General features: G+C 68.0%; 23 protein-coding genes. 10 read left to right on the forward strand and 13 right to left on the reverse strand.

Features of this window, described 5'->3' with window-relative positions:
- The 5 genes from ACFPUZ_RS09000 (at position 1) to ACFPUZ_RS09020 (ending at position 6243) form a co-directional block, all read left to right on the forward strand.
- Positions 1-3015 (forward strand): murein biosynthesis integral membrane protein MurJ, encoded by a 3015-nt coding sequence (locus ACFPUZ_RS09000; protein WP_377001586.1) that lies wholly within the window; start codon positions 1-3, stop codon positions 3013-3015.
- Positions 3016-3102: 87 nt separating this feature from the next.
- A complete protein-coding gene (locus tag ACFPUZ_RS09005; protein ID WP_377001587.1) occupies positions 3103-3663 on the forward strand; it encodes an RNA polymerase sigma factor in 561 nt (186 codons plus the stop codon).
- 56 nt (positions 3664-3719) lie between these two features.
- Entirely contained in the window at positions 3720-4640 is a 921-nt protein-coding gene (gene trxB / locus ACFPUZ_RS09010; protein WP_377001588.1) for a thioredoxin-disulfide reductase, read from the forward strand.
- A gap of 21 nt (positions 4641-4661) precedes the next feature.
- A complete protein-coding gene (gene trxA, locus ACFPUZ_RS09015; protein WP_377001589.1) occupies positions 4662-4985 on the forward strand; it encodes a thioredoxin in 324 nt (107 codons plus the stop codon).
- Between the two features lie 88 nt (positions 4986-5073).
- Positions 5074-6243 (forward strand): N-acetylmuramoyl-L-alanine amidase, encoded by a 1170-nt coding sequence (locus tag ACFPUZ_RS09020; protein ID WP_377001590.1) that lies wholly within the window; start codon positions 5074-5076, stop codon positions 6241-6243.
- A gap of 5 nt (positions 6244-6248) precedes the next feature.
- On the opposite strand, the gene ACFPUZ_RS09025 is transcribed toward ACFPUZ_RS09020, so the two are convergent.
- From ACFPUZ_RS09025 to rpmH, 8 genes are all read right to left on the reverse strand, one after another.
- Positions 6249-6908, reverse strand: coding sequence for a hypothetical protein (locus tag ACFPUZ_RS09025; RefSeq protein ID WP_377001591.1), 660 nt, complete (start codon positions 6906-6908; stop codon positions 6249-6251).
- A 3-nt stretch (positions 6909-6911) separates the two neighbouring features.
- Positions 6912-7871, reverse strand: a complete 960-nt coding sequence (locus tag ACFPUZ_RS09030; protein ID WP_377001592.1) for a ParB/RepB/Spo0J family partition protein — start codon at positions 7869-7871, stop codon at positions 6912-6914.
- Positions 7872-7876: 5 nt separating this feature from the next.
- Positions 7877-8755: a ParA family protein gene (locus ACFPUZ_RS09035; protein WP_377001593.1), complete on the reverse strand. Its 879-nt coding sequence runs from the start codon at positions 8753-8755 to the stop codon at positions 7877-7879.
- Positions 8756-8800: 45 nt separating this feature from the next.
- Positions 8801-9415, reverse strand: a complete 615-nt coding sequence (gene rsmG, locus ACFPUZ_RS09040; protein ID WP_377001594.1) for a 16S rRNA (guanine(527)-N(7))-methyltransferase RsmG — start codon at positions 9413-9415, stop codon at positions 8801-8803.
- 66 nt (positions 9416-9481) lie between these two features.
- Complete coding sequence (yidC, locus tag ACFPUZ_RS09045) at positions 9482-10447, reverse strand: membrane protein insertase YidC (RefSeq protein ID WP_377001595.1); 966 nt, start codon at positions 10445-10447, stop codon at positions 9482-9484.
- A gap of 6 nt (positions 10448-10453) precedes the next feature.
- On the reverse strand, positions 10454-10708 hold the full coding sequence (gene yidD, locus ACFPUZ_RS09050; protein ID WP_377001596.1) for a membrane protein insertion efficiency factor YidD: 255 nt from the start codon (positions 10706-10708) through the stop codon (positions 10454-10456).
- A complete protein-coding gene (rnpA, locus tag ACFPUZ_RS09055; protein ID WP_377001597.1) occupies positions 10701-11057 on the reverse strand; it encodes a ribonuclease P protein component in 357 nt (118 codons plus the stop codon). Before rnpA ends, yidD begins: the two co-directional genes overlap by 8 nt.
- A gap of 16 nt (positions 11058-11073) precedes the next feature.
- Entirely contained in the window at positions 11074-11217 is a 144-nt protein-coding gene (gene rpmH, locus ACFPUZ_RS09060) for a 50S ribosomal protein L34 (RefSeq protein WP_015402223.1), read from the reverse strand.
- A gap of 735 nt (positions 11218-11952) precedes the next feature.
- On the opposite strand from rpmH, the gene dnaA reads away from it, so the two are divergent.
- From dnaA to gyrB, 5 genes are all read left to right on the forward strand, one after another.
- Positions 11953-13452 carry a chromosomal replication initiator protein DnaA gene (gene dnaA, locus ACFPUZ_RS09065; RefSeq protein ID WP_377001598.1) on the forward strand — a complete coding sequence of 500 codons (1500 nt, stop codon included), beginning with the start codon at positions 11953-11955 and terminating at the stop codon, positions 13450-13452.
- 570 nt (positions 13453-14022) lie between these two features.
- On the forward strand, positions 14023-15204 hold the full coding sequence (gene dnaN, locus ACFPUZ_RS09070; RefSeq protein WP_377001599.1) for a DNA polymerase III subunit beta: 1182 nt from the start codon (positions 14023-14025) through the stop codon (positions 15202-15204).
- Between the two features lie 11 nt (positions 15205-15215).
- Positions 15216-16373, forward strand: a complete 1158-nt coding sequence (recF, locus tag ACFPUZ_RS09075; protein ID WP_377002249.1) for a DNA replication/repair protein RecF — start codon at positions 15216-15218, stop codon at positions 16371-16373.
- Positions 16370-16885: a DciA family protein gene (locus ACFPUZ_RS09080; protein WP_377001600.1), complete on the forward strand. Its 516-nt coding sequence runs from the start codon at positions 16370-16372 to the stop codon at positions 16883-16885. The genes recF and ACFPUZ_RS09080 overlap by 4 nt, the downstream gene beginning before the upstream one ends.
- A gap of 125 nt (positions 16886-17010) precedes the next feature.
- On the forward strand, positions 17011-19068 hold the full coding sequence (gyrB, locus tag ACFPUZ_RS09085) for a DNA topoisomerase (ATP-hydrolyzing) subunit B (RefSeq protein WP_377001601.1): 2058 nt from the start codon (positions 17011-17013) through the stop codon (positions 19066-19068).
- Here the strand turns inward: gyrB and ACFPUZ_RS09090 are convergent.
- From ACFPUZ_RS09090 to ACFPUZ_RS09110, 5 genes are all read right to left on the reverse strand, one after another.
- Positions 19065-19697, reverse strand: coding sequence for a metallophosphoesterase family protein (locus tag ACFPUZ_RS09090; protein ID WP_377001602.1), 633 nt, complete (start codon positions 19695-19697; stop codon positions 19065-19067). The two genes, gyrB and ACFPUZ_RS09090, sit on opposite strands and share 4 nt — an antisense overlap.
- Before the next feature lie 2 nt (positions 19698-19699).
- Positions 19700-20143, reverse strand: a complete 444-nt coding sequence (locus tag ACFPUZ_RS09095; RefSeq protein ID WP_377001603.1) for a DUF6918 family protein — start codon at positions 20141-20143, stop codon at positions 19700-19702.
- A gap of 228 nt (positions 20144-20371) precedes the next feature.
- Positions 20372-20638, reverse strand: coding sequence for a TetR family transcriptional regulator (locus ACFPUZ_RS09100; protein WP_377001604.1), 267 nt, complete (start codon positions 20636-20638; stop codon positions 20372-20374).
- A complete protein-coding gene (locus ACFPUZ_RS09105; protein ID WP_377001605.1) occupies positions 20635-20847 on the reverse strand; it encodes a CopG family transcriptional regulator in 213 nt (70 codons plus the stop codon). The genes ACFPUZ_RS09100 and ACFPUZ_RS09105 overlap by 4 nt, the downstream gene beginning before the upstream one ends.
- A 70-nt stretch (positions 20848-20917) precedes the next feature.
- A complete protein-coding gene (locus tag ACFPUZ_RS09110) occupies positions 20918-22444 on the reverse strand; it encodes a Rib/alpha-like domain-containing protein (protein ID WP_377001606.1) in 1527 nt (508 codons plus the stop codon).
- Positions 22445-22683 lie beyond the last annotated feature (239 nt).

Below are 22683 nucleotides of genomic sequence, written 5' to 3' on the forward strand. Positions count from 1 at the left end.
ATGCCCGATAACCTGCGTTCCCGCTTCGTCGCCGCCACCCCCCCGGCCCCCGTGCCGGAACAGCGGGCGGCCCCACCCGTCCCCCCGACGGACCGGTCCCGTCTGCGGGCCCCCGAGCCTTCCGGTGTCGCCTCCGACGCCGACGTGGTGCGCGCGGGTGGGTCGATGGCGATCGCCACGCTCTTCTCCCGCATCACGGGCTTCCTGCGCAACCTGCTCATCGTGGTCACCCTCGGTGGCGCGGTGGGGTCGGCCTTCAACACCGCGAACACGCTGCCGAACCTCATCACCGAGATCGTCCTCGGCGCGGTGCTCACCTCCCTGGTCGTGCCGGTGCTGGTGCGCGCGGAGAAGGAGGACGCCGACCGCGGCACCGCCTTCTTCCGGCGCCTGTTCACGCTCTCGGCCTCGCTGCTGCTGGCTGTGACGGCCCTCTCGCTCATCGCGGCGCCGCTGCTCACCCGGCTCATGCTGGATGAGGACGGTGAGGTCAACGTCATCCAGTCGACCTCCTTCGCCTACCTGCTGCTGCCGCAGATCTTCTTCTACGGCATCTTCGCGCTGTTCATGGCGGTGCTCAACACCCGCGGGATCTTCAAACCCGGCGCCTGGGCCCCGGTGGCCAACAACGTCGTCTCCATCGCCGTCCTGCTGGCGTACATGCTGCTGCCGGGCGAACTGGAGGAGACCGCCCCCTCCGGGGTCATCGACCCCCACGTGCTGCTGCTCGGCCTGGGCACCACGCTGGGCGTCATCGTGCAGGCCGCGATCCTGGTGCCCTACCTGCGCCGGGCCGGGGTGGATCTGCGCCCGCTGTGGGGCATCGACGAACGCCTCAAGCAGTTCGGCGGCATGGCCGTGGCGATCGTCGCCTACGTGGCGGTCTCGCAGCTGGGTTACGTCATCACCACCCGCATCGCATCCCTCGCGGATGCCGCCGCGCCGCTCATCTACCAGCAGCACTGGCTGCTGCTGCAGGTGCCGTACGGCATCATCGGCGTCACGCTGCTCACCGCGATCATGCCGCGCCTGTCGCGCAACGCCGCCGACGGCGACGACCGCGCGGTGGTCGCCGACCTCAACCTGGCGACCAAGCTGACGTTCATCGCGCTCATCCCCATCGTGGTGTTCTTCACCGCCTTCGGCCCCGACATCGGCGTGGCGCTGTTCGCGTACCGCAACTTCGACACCGAATCCGGCATGCTCCTCGGCCTCACCCTCTCCTTCTCCGCGTTCACGCTGCTGCCCTACGCGCTCGTGCTGCTGCACCTGCGTGTGTTCTACGCCCGCGAGGAGGCGTGGACCCCGACGTACATCATCATCGGCATCACCGCGACGAAGATCGTCCTCTCGCTGCTCGCACCCGTCGTGGCCACTTCGCCCGCCCGCGTCGTCATCCTCCTCGGTGCAGCGAACGGCTTCGGCTTCATCGCCGGCGCGGTCATCGGCGCCCTGCTGCTGCGCCGCAAGCTCGGCCACCTGGGCACCCGCTCGCAGATCCACACCACGGCGTGGGCCTTCGCGGCCTCGCTCGTGGGCGTGGCGGCGGCCCTGCTCGTCGACCGCATCCTGCCCTCCTTCGAGGGCCTGGGCTCCTTCGGGGTGCTCATCAAGGTGGCGGTCTCGGGTGTCGTCTTCCTCATCGCCACGGGCATCGCGCTGAGCTACTCCCGCCTCCCCGAGGTGCAGAACCTGGGTCGCGCCTTCGCCCGCATCCCCGGCCTGTCCCGCTTCGTGCGTCCCGACACCTCCCGCGCCATCGAGGTGGGGGAGAGCAACGCGCAGGAGGTCTCCGCCCAGATCACCGCGCTCGACCCCTTCGTCGCCTCCCCGGCACCCGCCCCGATGTCCGCCGGCGTGGTCCGCGGGCCCCGCCTGGTGCCGGGGGCGCCGGTCTCCGACGGGCGCTTCCGCCTGCTCGCCGACCACGGTTCCGTCCCCGGCGCCCGCTTCTGGCACGCCCGTGAGCAGGCGACCGGCCGGGAGGTCGCGCTCACCTTCGTGGACACCTCCGGCAACGCGCCGCTGGCCCCCGCCAGCTCCGCCGCCGCCGCGGGGGCCGCCGCCGAGGTGTCGCGTCGCACCCGCCGCCTCGCCGAGGTGCCGGGAGTGGCCGACAACATCGAGGTCCTGGGCTACCGCAACGGCTGCCTCGTCGTCGCCGACTGGGTCCCCGGTTCCCCGCTGCGCAGCGTCGCCGAGGGCGGCGACCTGGATCCGCAGGCCGTCGCCGCCGCGCTCGTCCAGCTTATCGACGCCGTCGGCCGCGACCTGCCCCTCGGCCTGGACAACCACGCGCGCATCCGCATCTCCACCGACGGTCTCGCGATGCTGGCCTTCCCGGCCGTCCTGCCCGGGGCCACCGCCGAACGCGACCGCACCTCCGTCACCTCCATGCTCGCGCTCCTGGGGGTCGACCGCGCGGATGTGGGCGCGGACACCGGGGAGCAGCTCGTCGTCGCCGAGGAGATCGAGCCCGCCCCCGCCGCCCGCCCCGGCTTCGGCGACAAGTCCTACTCCGGCGGCTCCGTGGCGCTCATCGGCGCGGTGTCCATCGGCGCGGTGGTGCTGGTCGCGGCGCTGACCACCTACCTCGTCAGCGTCGTCGGCGGCGATGCGCCCGTCTCGCCCGAGTCCATCCAGGGCTCCGCGACGGAGACCACCCCGCGCCCGCTGCCGCGCGTGCAGTCGCTCACGGCCTCGGCCCCCGAGATCGCCGACGGCGACGAGGCCACCGTGTGGGCCGGCCAGGGCGGGGTCACCCTGCAGCTTGACGACGCCGTCGAGCTCCGCCACATCCTCCTGCACTCCGTCGGCGGGGAGGTCGAGGTGTACGGCCTCCCCGCGGGCACGGAGGCCACCGATCCCGCGGGCCTGCCCCGCCTCGGGGCCGGCTCCCTGCGGGAGGGGCAGACGACGCTCACCCTCGACCGGCCGATGACCGCCGACGGAATCCTGCTGTGGTTCCCGGCCCCGGTGCAGGTCGCGGAGGTGCAGGTGGTCGGCGTGGGCTGATGCCCACTGTGATGGGCGGGTTCGGCGGGCGTCGAGAAGCTCCCTGGGGTCCAATGACTGTGTCAGCACAGTTTCCGGGGGGAAGAATTGACGCATTCAGACGGCGGCCTCGTGGCCGCCTACATCGAGGGGGACCTCAAGGCGTTCTCCACCATCGTGGAACGCCACCGCGCGCGGCTGTTGTGGGTGGCCCGGCGCTACGGCAACAACGAGGACGACGCCCAGGACATCCTCCAGGAGGCCCTCTTCCGCGCCAGCTACAGCCTGCACACCTGGCGGCGTGAATCCTCGCTGAGCACGTGGCTGCACCGGCTGGTGATGAATTCGGGCTGGGACTTCCGCAACCACCGCGTGCAGGTGGAGGCGCCGACGCTTGACGATGACGCCATCCCCCACGACGTCAACCCGCTGCTGGCCGCCGATCCCATCGGCCGTTCGGAGGAGCTGCTGCATCTGCACGAGTCCCTCGACCGCCTGCACCCGGACCAGCGACGGGCGCTGTGGCTCATCGACATCGAGGGCTACTCCATCGGGCACGTCGCGCAGCACGAGGGGGTGCAGCCGGGGACCATCAAGTCGCGCCGCAACCGGGCACGGGAGGCACTGCGCGCCGACCTCGGGGAATGTTCCACGGTGCCCGGTCGTTGAGATCGGAGGAGAGCACCTAGACTTGGCTGGGTACAGCCACCCGATCAGGAGTATTCATGATTCACGACGTCGCCATCATCGGCTCCGGCCCCGCCGGCTACACCGCCGCCATCTACGCCGCCCGCGCCGAGCTCAAGCCCATCATGTTCGAGGGCTACGAGTACGGCGGTTCGCTGATGACCACCACCGACGTGGAGAACTTCCCCGGCTTCAAGGACGGGATCATGGGCCCGGACCTCATGATGGAGATGCGCGGCCAGGCCGAGCGCTTCGGCACGGACATGCGGATGGAACTGGTGGACTCCGTGGAGCTGGAGGGCCCGGTGAAGCGCATCCACGTCGGCGATGAGGTGCATGAGGCCCGCGCGGTCATCCTGGCCACCGGCGCCGCCCCGCGCCTGCTCGGCGTCCCGGGGGAGAGCGAGCTCATGGGCCGCGGCGTGTCCTCCTGCGCCACCTGTGACGGCTTCTTCTTCAAGGGCCAGGAGATCGCGGTGATCGGCGGCGGGGACTCGGCGATGGAGGAGGCCACGTTCCTCACCAAGTTCGCCGACAAGGTGACCATCGTGCACCGACGCGAGGAGTTCCGCGCCTCCGCCATCATGCTGGAGCGCGCCCGGGCGAACGAGAAGATCGAGTGGGCGACGAACAAGACCGTCGACCACGTGGTGGACAAGGACGGCAAGGTCGGTGGCATCATGCTGCGCGACACCGTCTCCGGCGAGCTCTCCGAGCTGCCCGTCACCGCGATGTTCGTCGCCATCGGCCACGACCCGCGTTCGGAGTTCCTGGCCGGCCAGGTGGAGCTCCGGGAGGGCGGCTACGTGAAGGTCTCCGAGCCCTCCACCGACACCTCCGTCCCGGGTGTGTTCGCGTGCGGCGATCTGGTGGACGATCACTACCAGCAGGCGATCACCGCGGCCGGCTCCGGCTGCCGCGCCGCCATCGACGCTGAGCACTATCTGGCCGCCCTCTAAGCCCCTTGTAAGGAGAATCACATGAGCAACGTCATTGAGGTCACCCAGTCCAACTTCCGCGAAGTCGTCGTCGAGGCGGACAAGCCCGTCATCGTCGACTTCTGGGCCGAGTGGTGTGGCCCCTGCCAGAAGCTCAGCCCCCTCCTCGACGAGCTCGCCGACGAGCTCGGCGACTCCGTGACCATTGCCAAGGTCAACGTGGATGAGGAGCGCACCCTCGGCGCCATGTTCCAGATCATGTCCATCCCCGCCGTGCTCTTCTTCAAGGACGGCGAGAAGGTCGACGAGTTCATCGGCGTCCGCCCCCGCTCCCACATCATGGCGAAGCTGGAACCCCTCATGTAACTGCTAATCTTGAGCACCTATGAGCAGCACCGGCCGACTCCTGACGGCTGGGATAAGATCTGTGGCATCTGACCCTGGAAGGAGTGCCGTGACCAACACGTTCCGTGTAGGGGATCGCAGCCCGCGCGTGGCGGAGGCGCGCTCCACCCTCGCCCGGCTGGGACTTCTCTCCGGCTTCGAGGGAGACCTCTCCGACAAGTACGCCGAAGAGGACAAGCTTTTCGACGCCGACCTGTCCCACGTCCTCAAGGCCTTCCAGCAGTCCCGCGGAATCGTCCCGTCCGGGCACATCGACGACATGACCCTGCGGGAGCTGCGCCACGCCTCCTACCGCCTGGGGTCCCGCGTCCTGTCGTACCAGCCGCACAACGAGATGATCGGCGACGATGTCGCCAGCCTCCAGGTGCAGCTCCAGGAACTGGGCTTCTACTCCCACCGCGTCGACGGCCACTTCGGCCGCGGCACCCACGAGGCACTGGCCAACTACCAGCTCAACTCCGGCCTCCAGGACGACGGCGTCTGCGGCCCCGAGACCCTCGCCGCCCTCAAGCTCCTCGGCCGCCGCATCACCGGCGGCAGCCCCCACGCCATCCGCGAGCGCGAGCAGGTGCGCAACGCCGGCCCCATGCTCGCCGGCAAACGCGTCGTCATCGACCCGGCTCTCGGCGGCGCCAACAAGGGCGCCCTCGTCGCCGGCCTGCACGGGCAGATCTCGGAGGAGGAGATCCTCTGGGACCTCGCCTCCCGCATCAAGGGCCGCATGATCTCCGCAGGCATGGAGACCATCATGTCGCGGCCCCGCATGGACGACCCCGACCACACCACCCGCGCCGAGATCGCCAACGCCTTCGGCGCCGACCTCGTCCTCTCCCTCCAGGTCGACCAGTACCCGAACGACAAGGCCCACGGTGTGGCCACCTTCTACTTCGGTTCCTCCACCGGCAGCAGCTCGCTCACCGGCGAGACCCTCTCCGGGTTCATCCAGCGCGAGATCTGCGCGCGCACCGAGTTCCAGAACTGCGGCACCCACGCCCGCACCTGGGAGATGCTCCGCTTCACACAGGCCCCGACCGTAGAGCTCGTCGCCGGCTACCTGTCGAACCCCGGTGACGTCGCCCGCCTCACCGACCCCGCCATCCGGGACTCCATCGCCGAGGCCGTGGTGGTGGCCGTCAAGCGCCTCTACCTCCTCGACCGCGACGACACCCCGACGGGCACCTTCAAGTTCGCCGAGCTGCTGCGGGCGGAGCAGGCGTAGCGGCGCTACACGCGCGCCCTGTCCAGCAGCTCCTCCACCGCCGCGCCGGAGAGCAGCCCGTGCTGGGGCGGCAGCTCGAGGCGCAGGCGGGGAAGCACCGGATGGTCCGCCACCACCTGGAAGCCCGCTGATTCCAGCACCGCCACCGACATCAGCCCGATCTCGGAGGCCGAACGCAGCACGGCGCCGACGGGGCCTTCGAGGAGTTCGTCGACGTCGGCACGGGAGAAGAAGTCGGGGCGCCAGCCGAAGGCTTCGACGGCGGGGACGTCGGCGTCGACAAGCTGCATGATCGCGGCGTCGATGAGCACGGCCTCCAGGCCCACGCCGGCGAAGCCCGGGTCGATGAACAGAGAGGTGAGCACCTCGGCGTCGGGGGAGACGGGGGCGGTGGGCAGCTGCAGGGAGCCGGGGGCGTCGTCACGCGCGGACCACAGGACGGTGGCGACGGCGCGTACCGCCGTGCTGCGTTCCAGGGAGAGGCCGCAGCAGCCGTAGTCGAGGAGGGTGGTGGTCAGCCAGGCCTCCTTCTCGAAGGAGGGGTCACCCGCGTCCTGGACGAGGGAGGCGGTCTCGGCGTCGAGTTCCCAGAAGATGGAACGTCCGGCCTGCGGGTGGATGCGGCCGATCGTCTCCTGGCTCAGCGGGACGAGACGCGCGTACACCGGTCACCGGCCTTCGATGAGTCCGAGGATGCGTTCGAAGTCCTCCTCGTCGCCGAATTCGACGACCATGCGCCCCTTGCCGCGGCCCATGGTGACGGTGACCTTCGTGTCCCAGGAATCGCCGAGGCGGGAGGCCGCGCGGGTGAACATCTCCGGCTGCGCGACGGGGCCCGCCTTCCGGCGTTCCGGTTCCGCCTCGCCGCGGTTGAGCAGCGTGACGGCCTCCTCGGTGGCGCGCACGGACAGGCCCTCGGCGATGACGCGGTCGGCGAGTTCCTCCACGCCGCCCACCTTGAGGCCCAGCAGGGCGCGGGCGTGGCCGGCGGAGAGCACCCCGGCGGCGACGCGGCGCTGCACCGGGACGGGCAGGGCGAGGAGGCGGATGGTGTTGGTGATCACCGGGCGGGAACGGCCGATGCGGTCGGCCAGCTCGGTCTGGGTGACGTTGAACTCCTCGAGGAGCTGCTGGTAGGCGGCGGCCTCTTCGAGGGGGTTGAGCTGGGCGCGGTGGATGTTCTCCAGCAGGGCGTCGCGGAGCATGTCGGCGTCGGCCGTGCTGCGCACGATGGCGGGGATGTGGGTGAGGCCGGCGCGGCCGGCGGCCCGCCAGCGGCGCTCGCCCATGACGAGCTCGTAGCCGTCGTCGATGGCGCGCACGACGATGGGCTGCATGAGGCCGAACTCGCGGATGGAGTGCACGAGCTCGTTGAGCGCCTCCTCGTCGAAGACGGTGCGCGGCTGGTGCGGGTTGGGCGTGATCTCGCCGAGGGGGATCTCCCGGTAGGTGGCGCCGACGTCCGGCTGCGGCTTGACCCGGCGTTCCTGGTCACGGGCGCCCTTGGTGCCGCCGAGGATGACGTCCGCGGCGCCCTCACCGAGGCGGGGCGACGAAGGCGTGGGGCCGGAGGGAATCAGGGCGGCGAGGCCGCGACCGAGTCCACCCTTGCGAGTTTCCTGGTTCATGTCGGCTACCTTTCTGATGCGAGCTGCTGGGCGGTGGCGGGGCTGACGCCGATGGGGCCGGTCGATTCGGCGGGCTGGTAGTCGCCGCGGGTGGCGAATTCGCGGGCCGCGTCGAGGTAGGCCACGGCCCCGCGGGACAGCGGATCGTAGTTGAGCACGGTCTGCCCGTAGCCGGGCGCCTCGGAGACCTTCACGGAGCGGGGGATGACGTGCCCGAGGACGACATCGCCGAAGTGGGCGCGGACCTCGGTGGCCACCTGCTCGGAGAGCTTGGTGCGGGCGTCGTACATCGTCAGCAGGATGGCGGAGATGTGCAGGTTGGTGTTGAGGTGCTGCCGGATCATGGAGATGTTGTTGAGCAGCTGCCCGACGCCCTCCAGCGCGTAGTACTCGCACTGGATGGGGATGAGGATCTCGTCGACCGCGGTCATCGCGTTGATGGTGAGCAGGCCGAGGGAGGGAGGGCAGTCGATGATGACGTAGTCGAAGCCGTGCTCGGCGAGGAATCCGGAGCCGCGGAGGGCGTCGTGCAGCCGGTATTCACGCCGCACGAGGGACACCAGCTCGATCTCCGCGCCGGCCAGGTCAATGGTGGCGGGGATGCAGAAGAGGTTCTCGTGGGCGGTGGAGGGCTGCACGGCGTCGACGGCGGAGGCATCACCGATGAGCAGCTCATAGCTCGAGGTGGTGCCGGAGGTGTGGACGGCCCCGAGCGCGGTGGAGGCGTTGCCCTGCGGGTCGAGGTCGACGACGAGGACCTTCGCCCCCAGCATGGCCAACCCGGCGGCGAGGTTGACGGAGCTCGTGGTCTTGCCGACGCCGCCCTTCTGGTTGGCGACCGTGATCAGGCGCGGCGCTTCCGGCTTCGGCAACTGCTCGACCATGGACCTCTTCCTCGACTTGTTCGTGACTGTCTAGCCTTCCCCACCTTAGTGCACGCGGGGGATACGGATGACCGTCGTGGGTTCGACGAGCTGCGCGCCGACCGTGCTTATCGACGCCCGCCCGCCCCCGGCCTTCTTGATCAGCGCGGCATCGCGCTCCAGCTCCTCCGCGACAGACGAGCCCTTCATGGCGATCATCTCGCCTCCCCGGCGCACGAGGGGCAGGGACCAGCCGGCGAGTTTGCCCAGCGGGGCGACGGCGCGGGAGGTGACGATGTCCACCGGCTCCGCCAGCGGACGGTCCTCGGCGCGGGCCCGGATGACGGTGACGTTGGGCAGGGCCAGCAGGTCCACCACCTCCTGGAGGTACACCGAGCGCTTGAGCAGCGGCTCGATGAGGGTGATGTCCAGGTCGGGCCGGGCGATGGCCAGCGGGATGCCGGGCAGACCGGCCCCGGAGCCGACGTCGGCGACCTTCGCCCCGTGTGCCATCACCTCGCCGATGACGGCGCAGTTGAGGATGTGCCGGTCCCACAGGCGCTCCACCTCGCGCGGACCAATGAAGCCGCGGACGGAGCCGTCGGTGGCCAGGGAATCGTGGTACGCCTCGGCGAGGGGGAGGCGTTCGCCGAACACGGCCTGTGCGGGGGTCTCACTCATGTCTCACAACGATACAGCCACCGCGAACCGGTGGTTCGCGGTGGCTGTACGGGGGACGTCGAGACGCTACTTCTTCTTGCGCTTCTTCTTGACGCCGGCACGGGCGCCCGGGGCGGGGGCCGTGGTGCGCTTGAGGGCCTTGCGGGCCTCCTCCTCGGCCTCCTCCTCGCGGTCCATCTGGGCGAAGAGGACGCGCTGCTGGAAGAAGGTCCACACGTTGTTGGACATCATGTAGAACAGCAGGCCGATGTGCCACAGGAAGCCGGTGAACAGGATGGTGGCGGGCATGACCCACAGCATCATCTTGTTCATCATGCCCATCTGCATGGCCATCATGTCGGCGTTGTCGCCGGTCGGGGCGGCCTGCTTGCCGGAGGCGATGCGCGCCTTCTGGCGGTCGATCGACATGCGGGCGTTGAAGTGGGTGGCGATGGCGATGATGATCGCCAGCGGCGCGGCCACCAGGATGATGTCGGTCCGCGTGAAGTCCACCGGCTGGAAGGCCTGGTACATGTCCTGCGGCATGGAGATGTAGGAGGACAGCGGGACGCCGAAGAAGCGGGCGTCGATGAAGGACTGGACCTCGTCCACGCCGAAGATGTAGTTCGGGGTGTTGCGGTTCTGCTCGATGCTCAGACCCAGCTGGCCGACGCCCTCACCGGTGCGGTTGAAGGAACGCAGGACGTGGAACAGGCCGATGAACACCGGGATCTGCACGAGCATCGGCAGGCAGCCGAGCAGCGGGTTGACGCCCATCTCCTTCTGGAGCTTGCGCGTCTCCTCCATCATCTTCTGCTGGTCGTTCTTGTACTTGGCGCGGATCTCCGCCATCTTGGGCTGCATTTCCTGCATCTTGCGACCGGAACGCAGCTGATTCTGGGTCGGCTTGAACATGATCGCCTTGACGGTGAACGTGAGGAAGACGATCGAGAGCACCCAGGTGATGCCGAGATCCGGGTCGAGCACGAAGCTGAACGCCTTGTGCCAGAACCACAGGATGGCCGAGATCGGCCAGTAGATGAAGTTGAGCACTGTGTGTCAGGACTCCTTGATATCGGTGTTTTCGGGGACGGGGTCGTAGCCGCCCGGATGCCATGGCCCGCACTTGCTCAGCCGGGCCAGCGCCATGAGCAGACCCTTCAGTGCCCCGTGTCCCCGGACGGCACCGAGCGCATAGGCGCTGCAGGTCGGTTCAAAACGGCAGGACGACCCCATCTTAAGGGGCGAGATGTTTTTTTGGTAGAACAGCACCGCCGCCTCAAGGAGGCGCGCGGCGGGGGAGAGCCTACTCATCGAGGGCCCCGAGGCGCCTGAGCGCCTTGCGGATGTCACGGTCCAGCTCGCGTGACGACGCCCCGCCCGACCCCGGCAACGCCCGGATGACGAGGTCGGCGGTGGGCGGGAGGGCGTCGAAAAGCGCGGCGCAGACGTGCCGGAGCCGCCGGGAGGTGCGGTGACGGATCACCGCATTCCCGACGGCCTTGGAAACGATGAGCCCGACGCGGGGACCGCCCTGATGGGCGATCGGCGCGTCGGGCTCATGCAGATGAACCACTACGGTGCGGGTCCCGGCACGACGTCCACGCTTGATCGTCCGGCTGAAATCAGACGGCGAGGTGAACTTGTGCTGTGTCGGGAGCACCGGGGTGTCGGTGAAATTAAGCGGTCAGCTTGGCGCGGCCCTTACGGCGACGCGCCGAGACGATGGCGCGACCTGCACGGGTGCGCATACGGGTACGGAAGCCGTGCACGCGTGCGCGACGACGGTTATTCGGCTGGAACGTCCGCTTGCCCTTTGCCACGGTTGTTCTCCTCTGGTGTGACGCGATCGGCCGTACGGGACCGGCGGGACCGCTGAAGTTTCATTTACAAGTTGAGATGTGCTGCGTCCGCACTGACGCGCGGCGGGTGCCGCGGCCCGGTGATCCGGTGCCGACGCTGCTCTCACACACATCCGCCGGCGCAATCCCCAGGAGGGCGCATCCGGCGGTGTGACAGACCATCACAGACTACGCGAGAATGCCCCGTCCGAACAAATTGACGTCCCGGCGTGTCGCGCATGTCCGAACGGGTGCCCCTGAAATGACATATCTGTGATTTTTGGCTGCTCACCGGGGTCTTCTCCCGTTTCCCCAGCGGCCCGCTCCCGGGCGGCGGGAGATGTCCGGCCATTCGATGGACAACGTGCAGAGACGTTGGGTAACAATGGAGAGACTCACACGACATCACAGAGTGCCACCCCCAGCCCTGTGGATAACCATCAATCCAAGGTTGAGAGTTTCCCCAGGGGGCGGGATTTCCGCAGGTGAGAGAGTTATCCGGCGCGAATCGTATTATCCACAAGCTATCGACTAGGCTGTGGAAAGATTCCCGCGGCAGATTCTCCACACCTGTGGACAACTCTGTGGATGACGAGGTCGGGGCCACAATAGGGCCTGTGAACAGATGCGGCGCACGACCTCCCGCGACATTCCCGCATCACCATTCGGCGTGCCCGGATGTGCCCGTATCATTTGGAAAAGAAGGAGCGGCCCCACGTGGCGGACCAGCAGCAGTCCCTTGCCGAGACCTGGCAGGCGATCAAGGCGGAGCTCCTCAACCAGTCGGAGCGCCCCGATTCGGGGATCCCGACCTTCACGCATCAGCAGCGGGCCTTCCTCGGCCTCGCCCAGCCGATCGTGCTCGTCGACGGCTACGCCGTCCTGGCCACCCCGCACGCGATGGCCAAGCAGGTCATCGAGGACGATTTCGGGCCCCACATCGTCAAGGTGCTCAGCGAACGCACCGGCCGCCCCTGCAGCCTGGCCGTCTCCATCGAACCGGCCGCCATCCCCGAGCCTCAGCCCCCCATCCAGACGCTCGCCCCCGGGGTGCAGGAGCGCATCCCGGACCACCAGCTGGGCTGGGACACCACGCACACCCCGCCGCCGGCCCCCGTCGTCCCCGCCTACCAGGAATCCCAGCGCCTGCCGCGCGAGACCCCGGCGCACGACCCGAACCGGGAGAAGTCGCTCAACCCGAAGTACACCTTCGAGAGCTTCGTCATCGGTTCCTCCAACCGTTTCGCCAACGGCGCGGCCGTGGCGGTGGCGGAGAATCCGGCGCGCGCATACAACCCGCTGTTCATCTGGGGTGGCTCGGGCCTGGGCAAGACCCACCTGCTCCACGCGGCGGGCAACTACGCGCAGGTGCTGCAGCCGGGGCTGCGGGTGAAGTACGTCTCCAGTGAGGAATTCACCAACGACTACATCAACTCCGTCCGCGATGACCGGCAGGAATCCTTCAAGCGCCGTTACCGCAACCTCGACATCCTCATGGTCGATGACATCCAGTTCCTCGAGGGCAAGGAGGGCACCCAGGAGGAGTTCTTCCACACCTTCAACGCCCTCCACCAGGCGGACAAGCAGATCATCCTGTCCTCGGACCGGCCGCCGAAGCAGCTGACCACGCTCGAGGACCGCCTGCGCACCCGTTTCGAGGGCGGCCTCATCACCGACGTGCAACCGCCGGACCTGGAGACGCGCATCGCCATCCTGGAGAAGAAGGCCCAGGCCGACGGCACCCACGTCGACCGTGGCGTGCTCGAGCTCATCGCCTCGCGTTTCGAGTCCTCCATCCGCGAGCTCGAGGGCGCGCTCATCCGCGTCTCCGCCTACTCCTCGCTCATCGACGAGCCCATCAACCAGGAGATGGCCGAGATCGCCCTGCGCGACATCCTCCCCGACGCCGCCGACGTGGAGATCACCGCGTCGACGATCATGGAGGTCACCGCCGACTACTTCGGCATCACCCTGGACACCCTCACGGGAGCCGGAAAGACCCGCGCCGTCGCCCACGCCCGCCAGCTGGCGATGTACCTCTGCCGCGAGCTCACCGACCTCTCCCTGCCGAAGATCGGCAACGAGTTCGGCGGCAAGGACCACACCACCGTCATGTACGCCGACCGGAAGATCCGCAAGGAGATGACCGAGAAGCGCGACACCTACGACGAGATCCAGGCCCTCACGCAGCTGGTGAAGAACCGCGGCCGCGGCTGACCACTGCTTATCGACGCCCCGCTGCTCCCCGTACCCCGGGTGAGCAGCGGGGTTTCGCGTTTCCGGGGTTGTCCACAGCGTTATCCACACCTGTGTAATTACACGAATGTAGTTCAGAGAGATTAGTCACAGAGTGACCGGCGACACACTGCCGGGAAGCCCTGTGGATAACCCCGTTTTCCCTGTTGAGAAGCGGTGAATGAATCGACCCCTGCCTGTGGAAGGATTCGCGGGGCACGGAGTTATCCACAATTCCCCCGAACTATCCACAAGCTGTCCACACCCCGAATCACACCAGCGATCCGCCCGGCTACCTTGAGATTCACCCCTCCATCCACAGGTTGCACAGGACCTACTGTTACTACTCTTTTTCATACTTGTAATTCAAAGAGAAGAAAGAGGATGTGGGGAGAAGTGCCGGGCGGGGTGCTCGGCGGCGTCATAAGCGAGTGAGAAGCGAATGACAAGAACTTGGTCGGGTGCCGCCGTGGGCGGGCGGTCGGGTACGTTGGTGATTGTTATTCAGGGGTCCGCGACGGCGGATCACAAGTTTTTGAGGAGCCCGCAAGCATGGAGTCACAAGCAGTGTCGTTCCGGGTGGTCAGGGATGATCTGGCCCACGCCGTCGCATGGGTGGCCAGGAGCCTGCCCACCAAGGTGACGCAGCCGGTCCTGCGCGCCATGCTCATCACTGCCGATGACAACGGGCTCGAGTTCGCGGGCTTCGATTACGAGGTCTCCACCAAGGTGCGGGTCGCCGCGGAGATCGGTGACCAGGGGCGCATCGCGGTGGCGGGCAAGCTCATCGCGGAGATTGTCAGCAACCTGCCGAACAAGCCGGTCGAGCTGCGCGTCGAGGGCTCGAAGGCGCTGCTCTCGTGTGGTTCCTCCCGTTTCGAGCTCCCGCTCATCCCGCTCGACGACTACCCGCAGATCCCGGCCCTGCCCGAGGTGACCGGCACCATCGATCCGCAGCTGTTCAACGAGGCCGTCACCCAGGTGGCCACCGCCGCGGGCAAGGATGACACCCTGCCGATGCTCACCGGCGTGCACATGGAGATCTCCGGGAACCAGGTCAAGCTCGCCGCCACCGACCGTTTCCGCCTGGCGCTGCGCACCTTCGAGTGGGATCCGGTCTCCCGCGAGGTCCAGGCCAAGCTCCTCGTCCCGGCCAAGACCCTCCTGGAGAACGCCCGCAGCCTGGACACCAACAACCCGGTCGAGATCGCCGTGGGCACCGGCGAGCAGATCGGCGCCGCCGGACTCTTCGGCATCCACACCGATTCGCGGGAGACCACCGCCCGCATGCTCGACGCGGACTTCCCGAACATCCAGCCGCTGCTGCCGAAGACCCACACCTCCATCGCCAGCGTCGAGATCGCGCCGCTGCAGGAGGCCATCCGCCGCGTCAGCCTGGTCACCGAGCGCAACGCGCAGATCCGCATGCAGTTCAGCGACGGCGAACTCATCCTCTCGGCCGGCGGCATGGATTCCGGTCATGCGGAGGAGCGCCTGCCCTGCGCCTTCTCGGGCAAGGATGAGCTGGTCATCGCCTTCAACCCGGGCTACCTCCGCGACGGCCTCGGCGTGGTGAACACCTCGCGGGTGGTCTTCGGATTCACCGAGCCCTCGCGCCCGGCGATCCTCGTCCCGGAGCCGGCGGAGCTTCCCGAGGCCGACGCCGACGGCACCTTCCCCACCCCGGAGACCGAGTTCACCTACCTCCTCATGCCGGTGCGCCTGCCCGGATAGGTGGGTGGCACATCTACATCAGGACGTTGGAGCTGCGGGACTTCCGCAGCTGGCCGGAACTCTCGCTCGAGCTGGAGCCGGGGATCACCCTGTTCCTGGGGCGCAACGGTTTCGGTAAGACGAACATCATCGAGGCCGTCGGCTACCTCGCCCACCTTTCCTCGCACCGGGTGTCGCAGGATGCCCCGCTGGTCCGGCAGGGGGCGGACAACGCGCGGGTCTCCGTCACCGCCGTCAACCAGGGCCGGGAGCTGACGACGCACCTGCTGATCAAGCCGCATGCGGCGAACCAGGCGCAGATCAACCGGACCCGCCTGGGGTCCCCGCGCGAGCTGCTCGGGGTGGTGCGGACGGTGTTGTTCGCGCCGGAGGATCTGGCGCTGATCAAGGGGGAACCGGCGGAGCGGCGCCGCTACCTCGATGACATCATCGCCACCCGCAGCCCGCGCCTGGCCGGCGTGAAGGCGGATTACGACAAGGTGCTCCGCCAGCGCAACGCCCTGCTGAAATCCGCCGGCTCCTCCCTGCGCCGCGGCTACCGCGACGCCGACGGCGCCGGCGCCCTGGCCACCCTCGACGTGTGGGACGGGCAGCTGGCCGCCCACGGGGCGCAGGTCATCGCCGCCCGCCTGGCGCTCGTCGCGGAATTGTCCGAGCTCATCGCGGAGGCCTACGCGGGCCTGGCGCCGGAGTCGCGCCCGGTGGGGGTGGAATACCGGGGGACGGTGGCGTCGATAAGCGGGGAGTCGGAGGTGATCGAGGCGGAGATGCTCGCCGAGCTCGGCCGGGTACGTTCCCGCGAGATCGAACGCGGTATGTCGCTCGTCGGCCCGCACCGCGATGACCTGCTGCTTCATCTCGGGCAGGCCCCGGCGAAGGGTTTCGCCTCGCACGGCGAGACGTGGAGTTACGCGATCGCCCTGCGGCTGGCGGAGTTCACGCTGCTCAGGCGCGAGGGCACCGACCCGGTACTCATCCTCGACGACGTCTTCGCCGAACTCGACGCCGGGCGCCGCGAGAAACTCGTCGCCCTGGCTGCGGCGGCGGAACAGGTGCTCATCACCGCCGCCGTCGACGGGGATCTGCCGGAGACGATCCGCGCGACCGCGCGGACCTACACCGTGACGGTGCGGGACACGGACGAGGGCAGGGTCAGTGAGCTGTCATGACTGAGCCGGATCCGGTGCAGGCCGCCTTCGAGGCGATGCAGAAGGCCGCGAAGCAGCGCGGCTCCACACCGCTGCCGCCGCGCCGACCCCAGAAGAAGAGCACCCCGCCGCGGATCGGGCGACCGACGGGCAAGGACGGTCGGCGGCGGCGGCGACCACTGGACGTCGATACGTTCGGTTCGCTGCTGGGTACGGAGATCACGCGCCGCGGCTGGGAGAAGGACATCGCCGGTGGGTGGGTCTTCGGCAACTGGGCGGAGCTGGTGGGGCCGAAGATCGCACAGCACACGACGGTGGAGATGGTCAAGGACCGGCAGCTGTTCATCACGTGCGATTCCACGGCCTGGGCGACGAATCTGCGGATGATGCAGCGGCAGATTCTGCAGGTGATCGCGGAGAAGGTGGGGCCGAACATCATCACAGAGTTGAAGATCTTCGGGCCGCGGGCCCCGAGTTGGCGGAAGGGGCCGCTCCATGTCAAGGGTCGCGGGCCGCGTGACACCTACGGATAAATGACACAGCGCCAAAAACGCACGAGAATGCCCCTCCGACGCGCGCAACCCCTTCCCTGGTAGTGACCCCCGCAGTGTAGACTGGTGAGGTCTGATAACAATCTAGCGAGGAGAACTCGTTTCACGTGGCTAACGCTGAACACAATTACGACGCGTCATCGATCACGATTCTCGAGGGTCTCGAAGCTGTCCGCAAGCGCCCCGGCATGTACATCGGTTCCACCGGACCCCGCGGCCTGCACCACCTGGTGTGGGAGGTCGTCGACAACTCGGTCGATGAGGCCATGGCCGGCTACGCCTCCAAGGTCGAGGTGACCCTGCTGGCCGACGGTGGCGTGCAGGTCGTCGACGACGGCCGCGGTATCCCCGTCGAGATGCACCCCTCGGGTGCTCCCACGGTGCAGGTCGTCATGACCCAGCTGCACGCCGGCGGCAAGTTCGACTCCGATTCCTACGCGGTCTCCGGCGGTCTGCACGGTGTCGGTATCTCCGTGGTCAACGCCCTGTCGACCCACGTCGAGGCGGACATCAAGCGCGACGGCAAGCACTGGTTCCAGAACTTCACCAACTCCGTGCCGGATGACCTGGTGGAGGGCGGCAACGCCCGCGGCACCGGCACCACGATCCGCTTCTGGCCGGACGCCGAGATCTTCGAGACGATCGAGTTCGACTACGACACGATCTCGCGCCGCCTGCAGGAGATGGCCTTCCTCAACAAGGGCCTGACCATCACCCTCAAGGACGAGCGCGTCACCGAGGAGCAGCTCGAGCTGGAGGCCATCGCCGAGGAGGGCGACACCGCCCAGCTTCTCGACGCCCCCTCCTTCGACGACACCGAGGTCGAGGAGGTCCCCGCCGGGGAGGCCCCCAAGCCGCCGAAGAAGCGCGAGAAGAAGGTCACGTACCACTACCCGAATGGGCTGGTCGACTACGTCAACCACCTCAACAAGGGCAAGAACGTCATGCACCCCTCCATCGTCGGCTTCGAGGCCAAGGGCGAGGGCCACGAGCTGGAGCTGGCGATGCAGTGGAACTCCGGTTACAAGGAGTCCGTGCACACCTTCGCCAACACCATTAACACGCACGAGGGTGGCACCCACGAGGAGGGCTTCCGTTCCGCGCTGACCTCCCTGATGAACAAGTACGCGCGTGAGCACAAGCTCATCAAGGACAAGGACCCGAACCTCACCGGCGAGGACTGCCGTGAGGGCCTGGCCGCAGTGGTGTCCGTGCGTGTGTCGGAGCCGCAGTTCGAGGGCCAGACGAAGACGAAGCTGGGCAACACCGAGGTCCGATCCTTCGTGCAGCGCATGGCCAACGAGCACGTCGCCATGTGGCTCGACGCCAACCCGGCGGAGGCCAAGGTCATCGTCAACAAGGCCGTCGCCTCCTCGCAGGCGCGGATCGCCGCACGCAAGGCCCGCGAGCTGGTGCGCCGGAAGTCCGCCACCGATCTCGGCGGTCTGCCCGGCAAGCTCGCCGACTGCCGTTCCAAGGACCCGGGTGTCTCCGAGCTCTACATCGTGGAGGGTGACTCGGCCGGCGGCTCCGCCAAGGCCGGCCGCGACTCGCTCTACCAGGCGATTCTTCCGCTGCGCGGCAAGATCCTCAACGTGGAGAAGGCGCGCCTCGACCGGGTGCTCAAGAACGCCGAGGTGCAGGCGATCATCACCGCCCTGGGTACCGGCATCAACGAGGAGTTCGACATCTCGAAGCTCCGTTACCACAAGATCGTGCTCATGGCGGATGCCGACGTCGACGGCCAGCACATCGCCACCCTGCTGCTCACCCTGCTGTTCCGCTTCATGCCGGACCTCATCGCCCAGGGCCACGTGTACCTGGCGAACCCGCCGCTGTACAAGCTCAAGTGGCAGGGCAAGGGCGAGCCGGGCTTCGCCTACTCCGATGCGGAGCGCGACCAGCTCCTCGAGGAGGGCCTGGCGGCCGGCCGGAAGATCAACAAGGACGACGGCATCCAGCGCTACAAGGGTCTCGGCGAGATGAACCCGAACGAGCTGTGGGAGACCACCCTCGACCCGAGCGAGCGCATCCTGCGTCGCGTCGATCTCGAGGACGCCCAGCGTGCCGACGAGCTGTTCTCCATCCTCATGGGTGACGATGTCGCGGCCCGCCGCTCCTTCATCACCCGCAAGGCGAAGGACGTCCGCTTCCTCGACGTCTAGGTGGCGGGAACCTCGAGCTCGAGGATCTCGCCCATGCCGATCCACCCGACCCACGGGTCCTCGTTGAGGACCACGGGGGAGTGGACATGCCCCATAAGGCAGGCGCTGTAGCCCCGCGACAGCAGGTGGCTCGTCGTCGTGGGCAGGCACGGGTTCTTGGTGTAGACCCCCTCCACCTCCGTGTGGAGTACCCCGACGTGCCCGGCCCCGCTCACCGCGGGCAGCTCCCGCAGCGTCGGCCGCGGATCGGGGTCCGCGATGACGTTCGCGGCGTGGAAGATGAGCGGTATGCCCGGCACCTCGAGCTTCTCGACGCCCCCACCCTCCGGCCGGTGCACCCCCTCCAGGGCGGGGAAGTGGGGGATGAACCCGGAGCCGACGTCGTGGTTGCCCCACACGTGCACGAGCGGCAGAGCCAGCTCCCGGGTGATGAAACGAAAGAGCTCGACGGCGTCCCGGAGGTCCTTTTCAGTGGCCTTCTTCTTGTCCAGGAGGTCGCCGGTGAAGATGACAACGTCGGCGCCGCGCGCGGCGGCGTCGATAAGCACCTCCCGGGCCCACCGCACACCGGGGGCCTTCTTCCGTCCCAGATGGAGATCGGCGAAGGCCGCGAGGCGCACGGTGTCCACGGTCAGGACATGTGCTTCTGCAGGATGCGCCCGAGCTCCGGGATCTCCGGCACGATGAGCTTCGCCGTCTTGCCGCGCAGCCCGTTGTAGGCCTTGGCCAGGGGGGCGACGGTGATGGATTCGGCGTTGCGGTCCGCGATGGCCATGAGCGAATCGACGACCTGGGGGCCCCGGTCAGCGAGGAAGGCACCGAAGTCGGTGGCGTTCTCATCGGCGCGGAAGGCCTGCCAGTGGGGCTGGAGGTCACCGAGGACGTCGGGGAGCATCCGGTTGATGCCCTTCGGGACGATGTCGCTGTCGACCTTCTTGGCGGCGGCCACGGCCGCCTTGATGGCGGTGCCGGTCAGCCCGGACTGCTTGGCGACGGTGGCCTCAGCCAGGCCCGCCAGATCCGCGAGGACGGCGTCGCGCTTGTCGGCGGTGAGGAGCAGTGAGAGATCAGTCATGGGCCCCACACTAATGAAAAAGAGCGATCACCATGGTTGAACTCATCCGGCCGGGGCCGGGTGGGAACAACGACGGAGATCGCTGCTGTGTTGCAGTTCTTCCGCCACAGTCTCTCTAGTCACATCAGCAACTCTGAACAACTGCAACCACAACGGTTACAAACCTTACACACTCACCTCGGGGCCCGCCAATGAATCGGAGGGCGGAAATCAACCGCCTCTGCCACGTCACGAATACATCAGCAGGTAGACCTTCCGGCAGACAGCAGCAAAGTCCCGATTCCGGTCGCTGAGAGGCTCCAGCGCGATGACCGCCTCGGCGAAGGCGCGTCCCGCCGCCTGCGTGCCCGCGTGCACCGGGATCCCTGAGATCTGTGCCCCCGGCACGGTGGCCGCCGCCACCAGGGCGCCGAAGTCGCGGATCTGCACGCGGTGCGCGGCGCAGAACTCGTCGGCAAGGAGAAGGACCTGCTCGGCGGTGAGCCCGGGCGTCATCCGCGCGCCCGCCGGATCCGGGACTCCAGGGCCGAATGACCGGGAATGACTTCGCGGGCGAGCTCGGCGACGGCGGCGTCGTTAAGCAACCGCGTCGCGGCGCTGACGATGGCGCGGACGGCGGCCTCATGCTTGCTGGATCCCTGCGCCTCGGCGAGGAGGGTCAGCGCGCGGTCTTGTTCCGGGGTGAGGCGGAGAGTCATGGCCATGAGCCATTGATAGCAGAAAGGCCACCCCACACGAGGTGGGGTGGCCTTGCGCTTCAGGAACCGGCGGTTCCTAGTTGGTGCGGCGGCGCATCACGAGGAGGACGCCAGCGGCGATCGCAGCCAGGCCGACAGCCAGGGCGATGAGAGTGCCCTGCACGCCGGTGTTGGCCAGCTGACGCTGCGGCTGAGCCTGCGCCTGCGGCTGGGTGGCGGCAACCTTCTTCGGCTGGGCCTGGGTGGCGGCCGGAGCAGCCTTAGCGTTGGCGGCCTGCGCCTGGGCGACGGCCTTCGGGTCATGCCCACCGGTCGGAGCCTGGCCCTGTGCCGGAGCCGGTGCCTGATTCTGGGCGGGGGCCGGTGCCGGCGCCGGAGCGCCTGGGTTGTTCTGGGCCGGAGCGGCGGAACCGTCGGCGACAGCCGAACCACCGGAGCTCAGGAGAGCGGAACCAGCCAGTGCGGAGCCGGCGATGCCGAGGCCCAGCAGCAGCGGCAGGGAGCTGCCGAGGATGGCGGAACCGCCCTCGTCCTCATCGTCGACCGGGGGAACGACGTCCTCCTCGGCGACGGTGACGACGAGAGTCCCGGTGCTCAGGACAACTTCTTCACCGTTGACGACGCGAACGGCGTTGACCTCGATCGGGTAGTCGCCCGGCACCGCATCCTCGGGGACGGTGACCTCGACGCGACCGGTGACGCGATCGACCTTGACGTCCCAGCCCTCAGGAGCGGAGATGGGGCCCCGGTACTGGATGGTCGGATCCTGGGTGTGCAGCTCCGGGTTCGGGGTGATGTCGGTGCGGGTCTCGCCCGGCTCCATGGTGACACCGTCGTAGTTGAGAACCACGGCGGCTTCCGTGACGGTGATGTGCATCCACGCGCCACGGACGGACTGCTGGCCGTTCGGGTGGAAGTGGCGGGCCCAGTGCATGATCGAGTAGCGGCCCGGGGCGACGCTGCGGTCGGCGGTGACGGTGTAGGCGCCGTCTTCCGTGGTGGTCACGTTGAGTCCGGCGGGCCAGTCGGCCGGCCGGTCGCCGATGGTGTGGACGACCCGGCCAGCGGCACCCTCGGCATCGAACTGGCCGGTGGTGGTGCCGGCCTGGGCAACGGTGGCGTTCTCGTCGAGGATCCGGAAATCCTCAGCCTGGTTGACGAAGGGGGTGACCGCGACGTTGACGCGCACGCCCTTGACGGACTGGGAGCCGTTCTCACCGTAGTGGCGGACCCACACCATGATGTAGCCGGTGGAGTCGACGACGGCGTCACGCGCGGCGGTCAGCGTGACGACGTTGTTGGCGAGGGTCGCGGTGACGCCCGCGGGCAGGTTCTCCGCGCCACCGAGGGTGTACTCGAAGTTGCCGGTGCCACCGGTCGCCTCGACGGTGACGGTGGAGGCCGGGCCGCCGGCCATCACCTGGGTGTTGATCTGGGCCGGGACGGTGAAGTTCTCGGCGGGGTTGGCGGCCGGCTGGTTCTCAGCTGCGACCGTGACGTTACCCTCGGCCGGCGGGACTTCCTGGGCCTGGGCCTGGGGTACGACCAGCGTGGTCGTCAGCGCCGCGCTGGTGAGGAGTGCAAGGTAGCGCCTCGAGATCATGGTGGGTTCCTAACAGTCGCTTCGGAGTGGTCTGTGGGAGCTATCAAGTCTCAGGGTTTTGGTGAGAAGCTCCACAAGTGCTCTCAGACTAATTTGTCGCGCAGGGAAAAGCATGCGTGGACGTGAATAATCTGTTTGATGCGGAAATCGTCCTGACTCCCTGCTGGAAAAGTGCAGGACATGCCATCATTTAAGGGCCCGTCATACCCGAGCGTTTGTAGCGAATTCCTCCCCCGAAT

This window comes from Corynebacterium nasicanis, assembly GCF_042658165.1.
GTDB classification, from domain to species: domain Bacteria; phylum Actinomycetota; class Actinomycetes; order Mycobacteriales; family Mycobacteriaceae; genus Corynebacterium; species Corynebacterium nasicanis.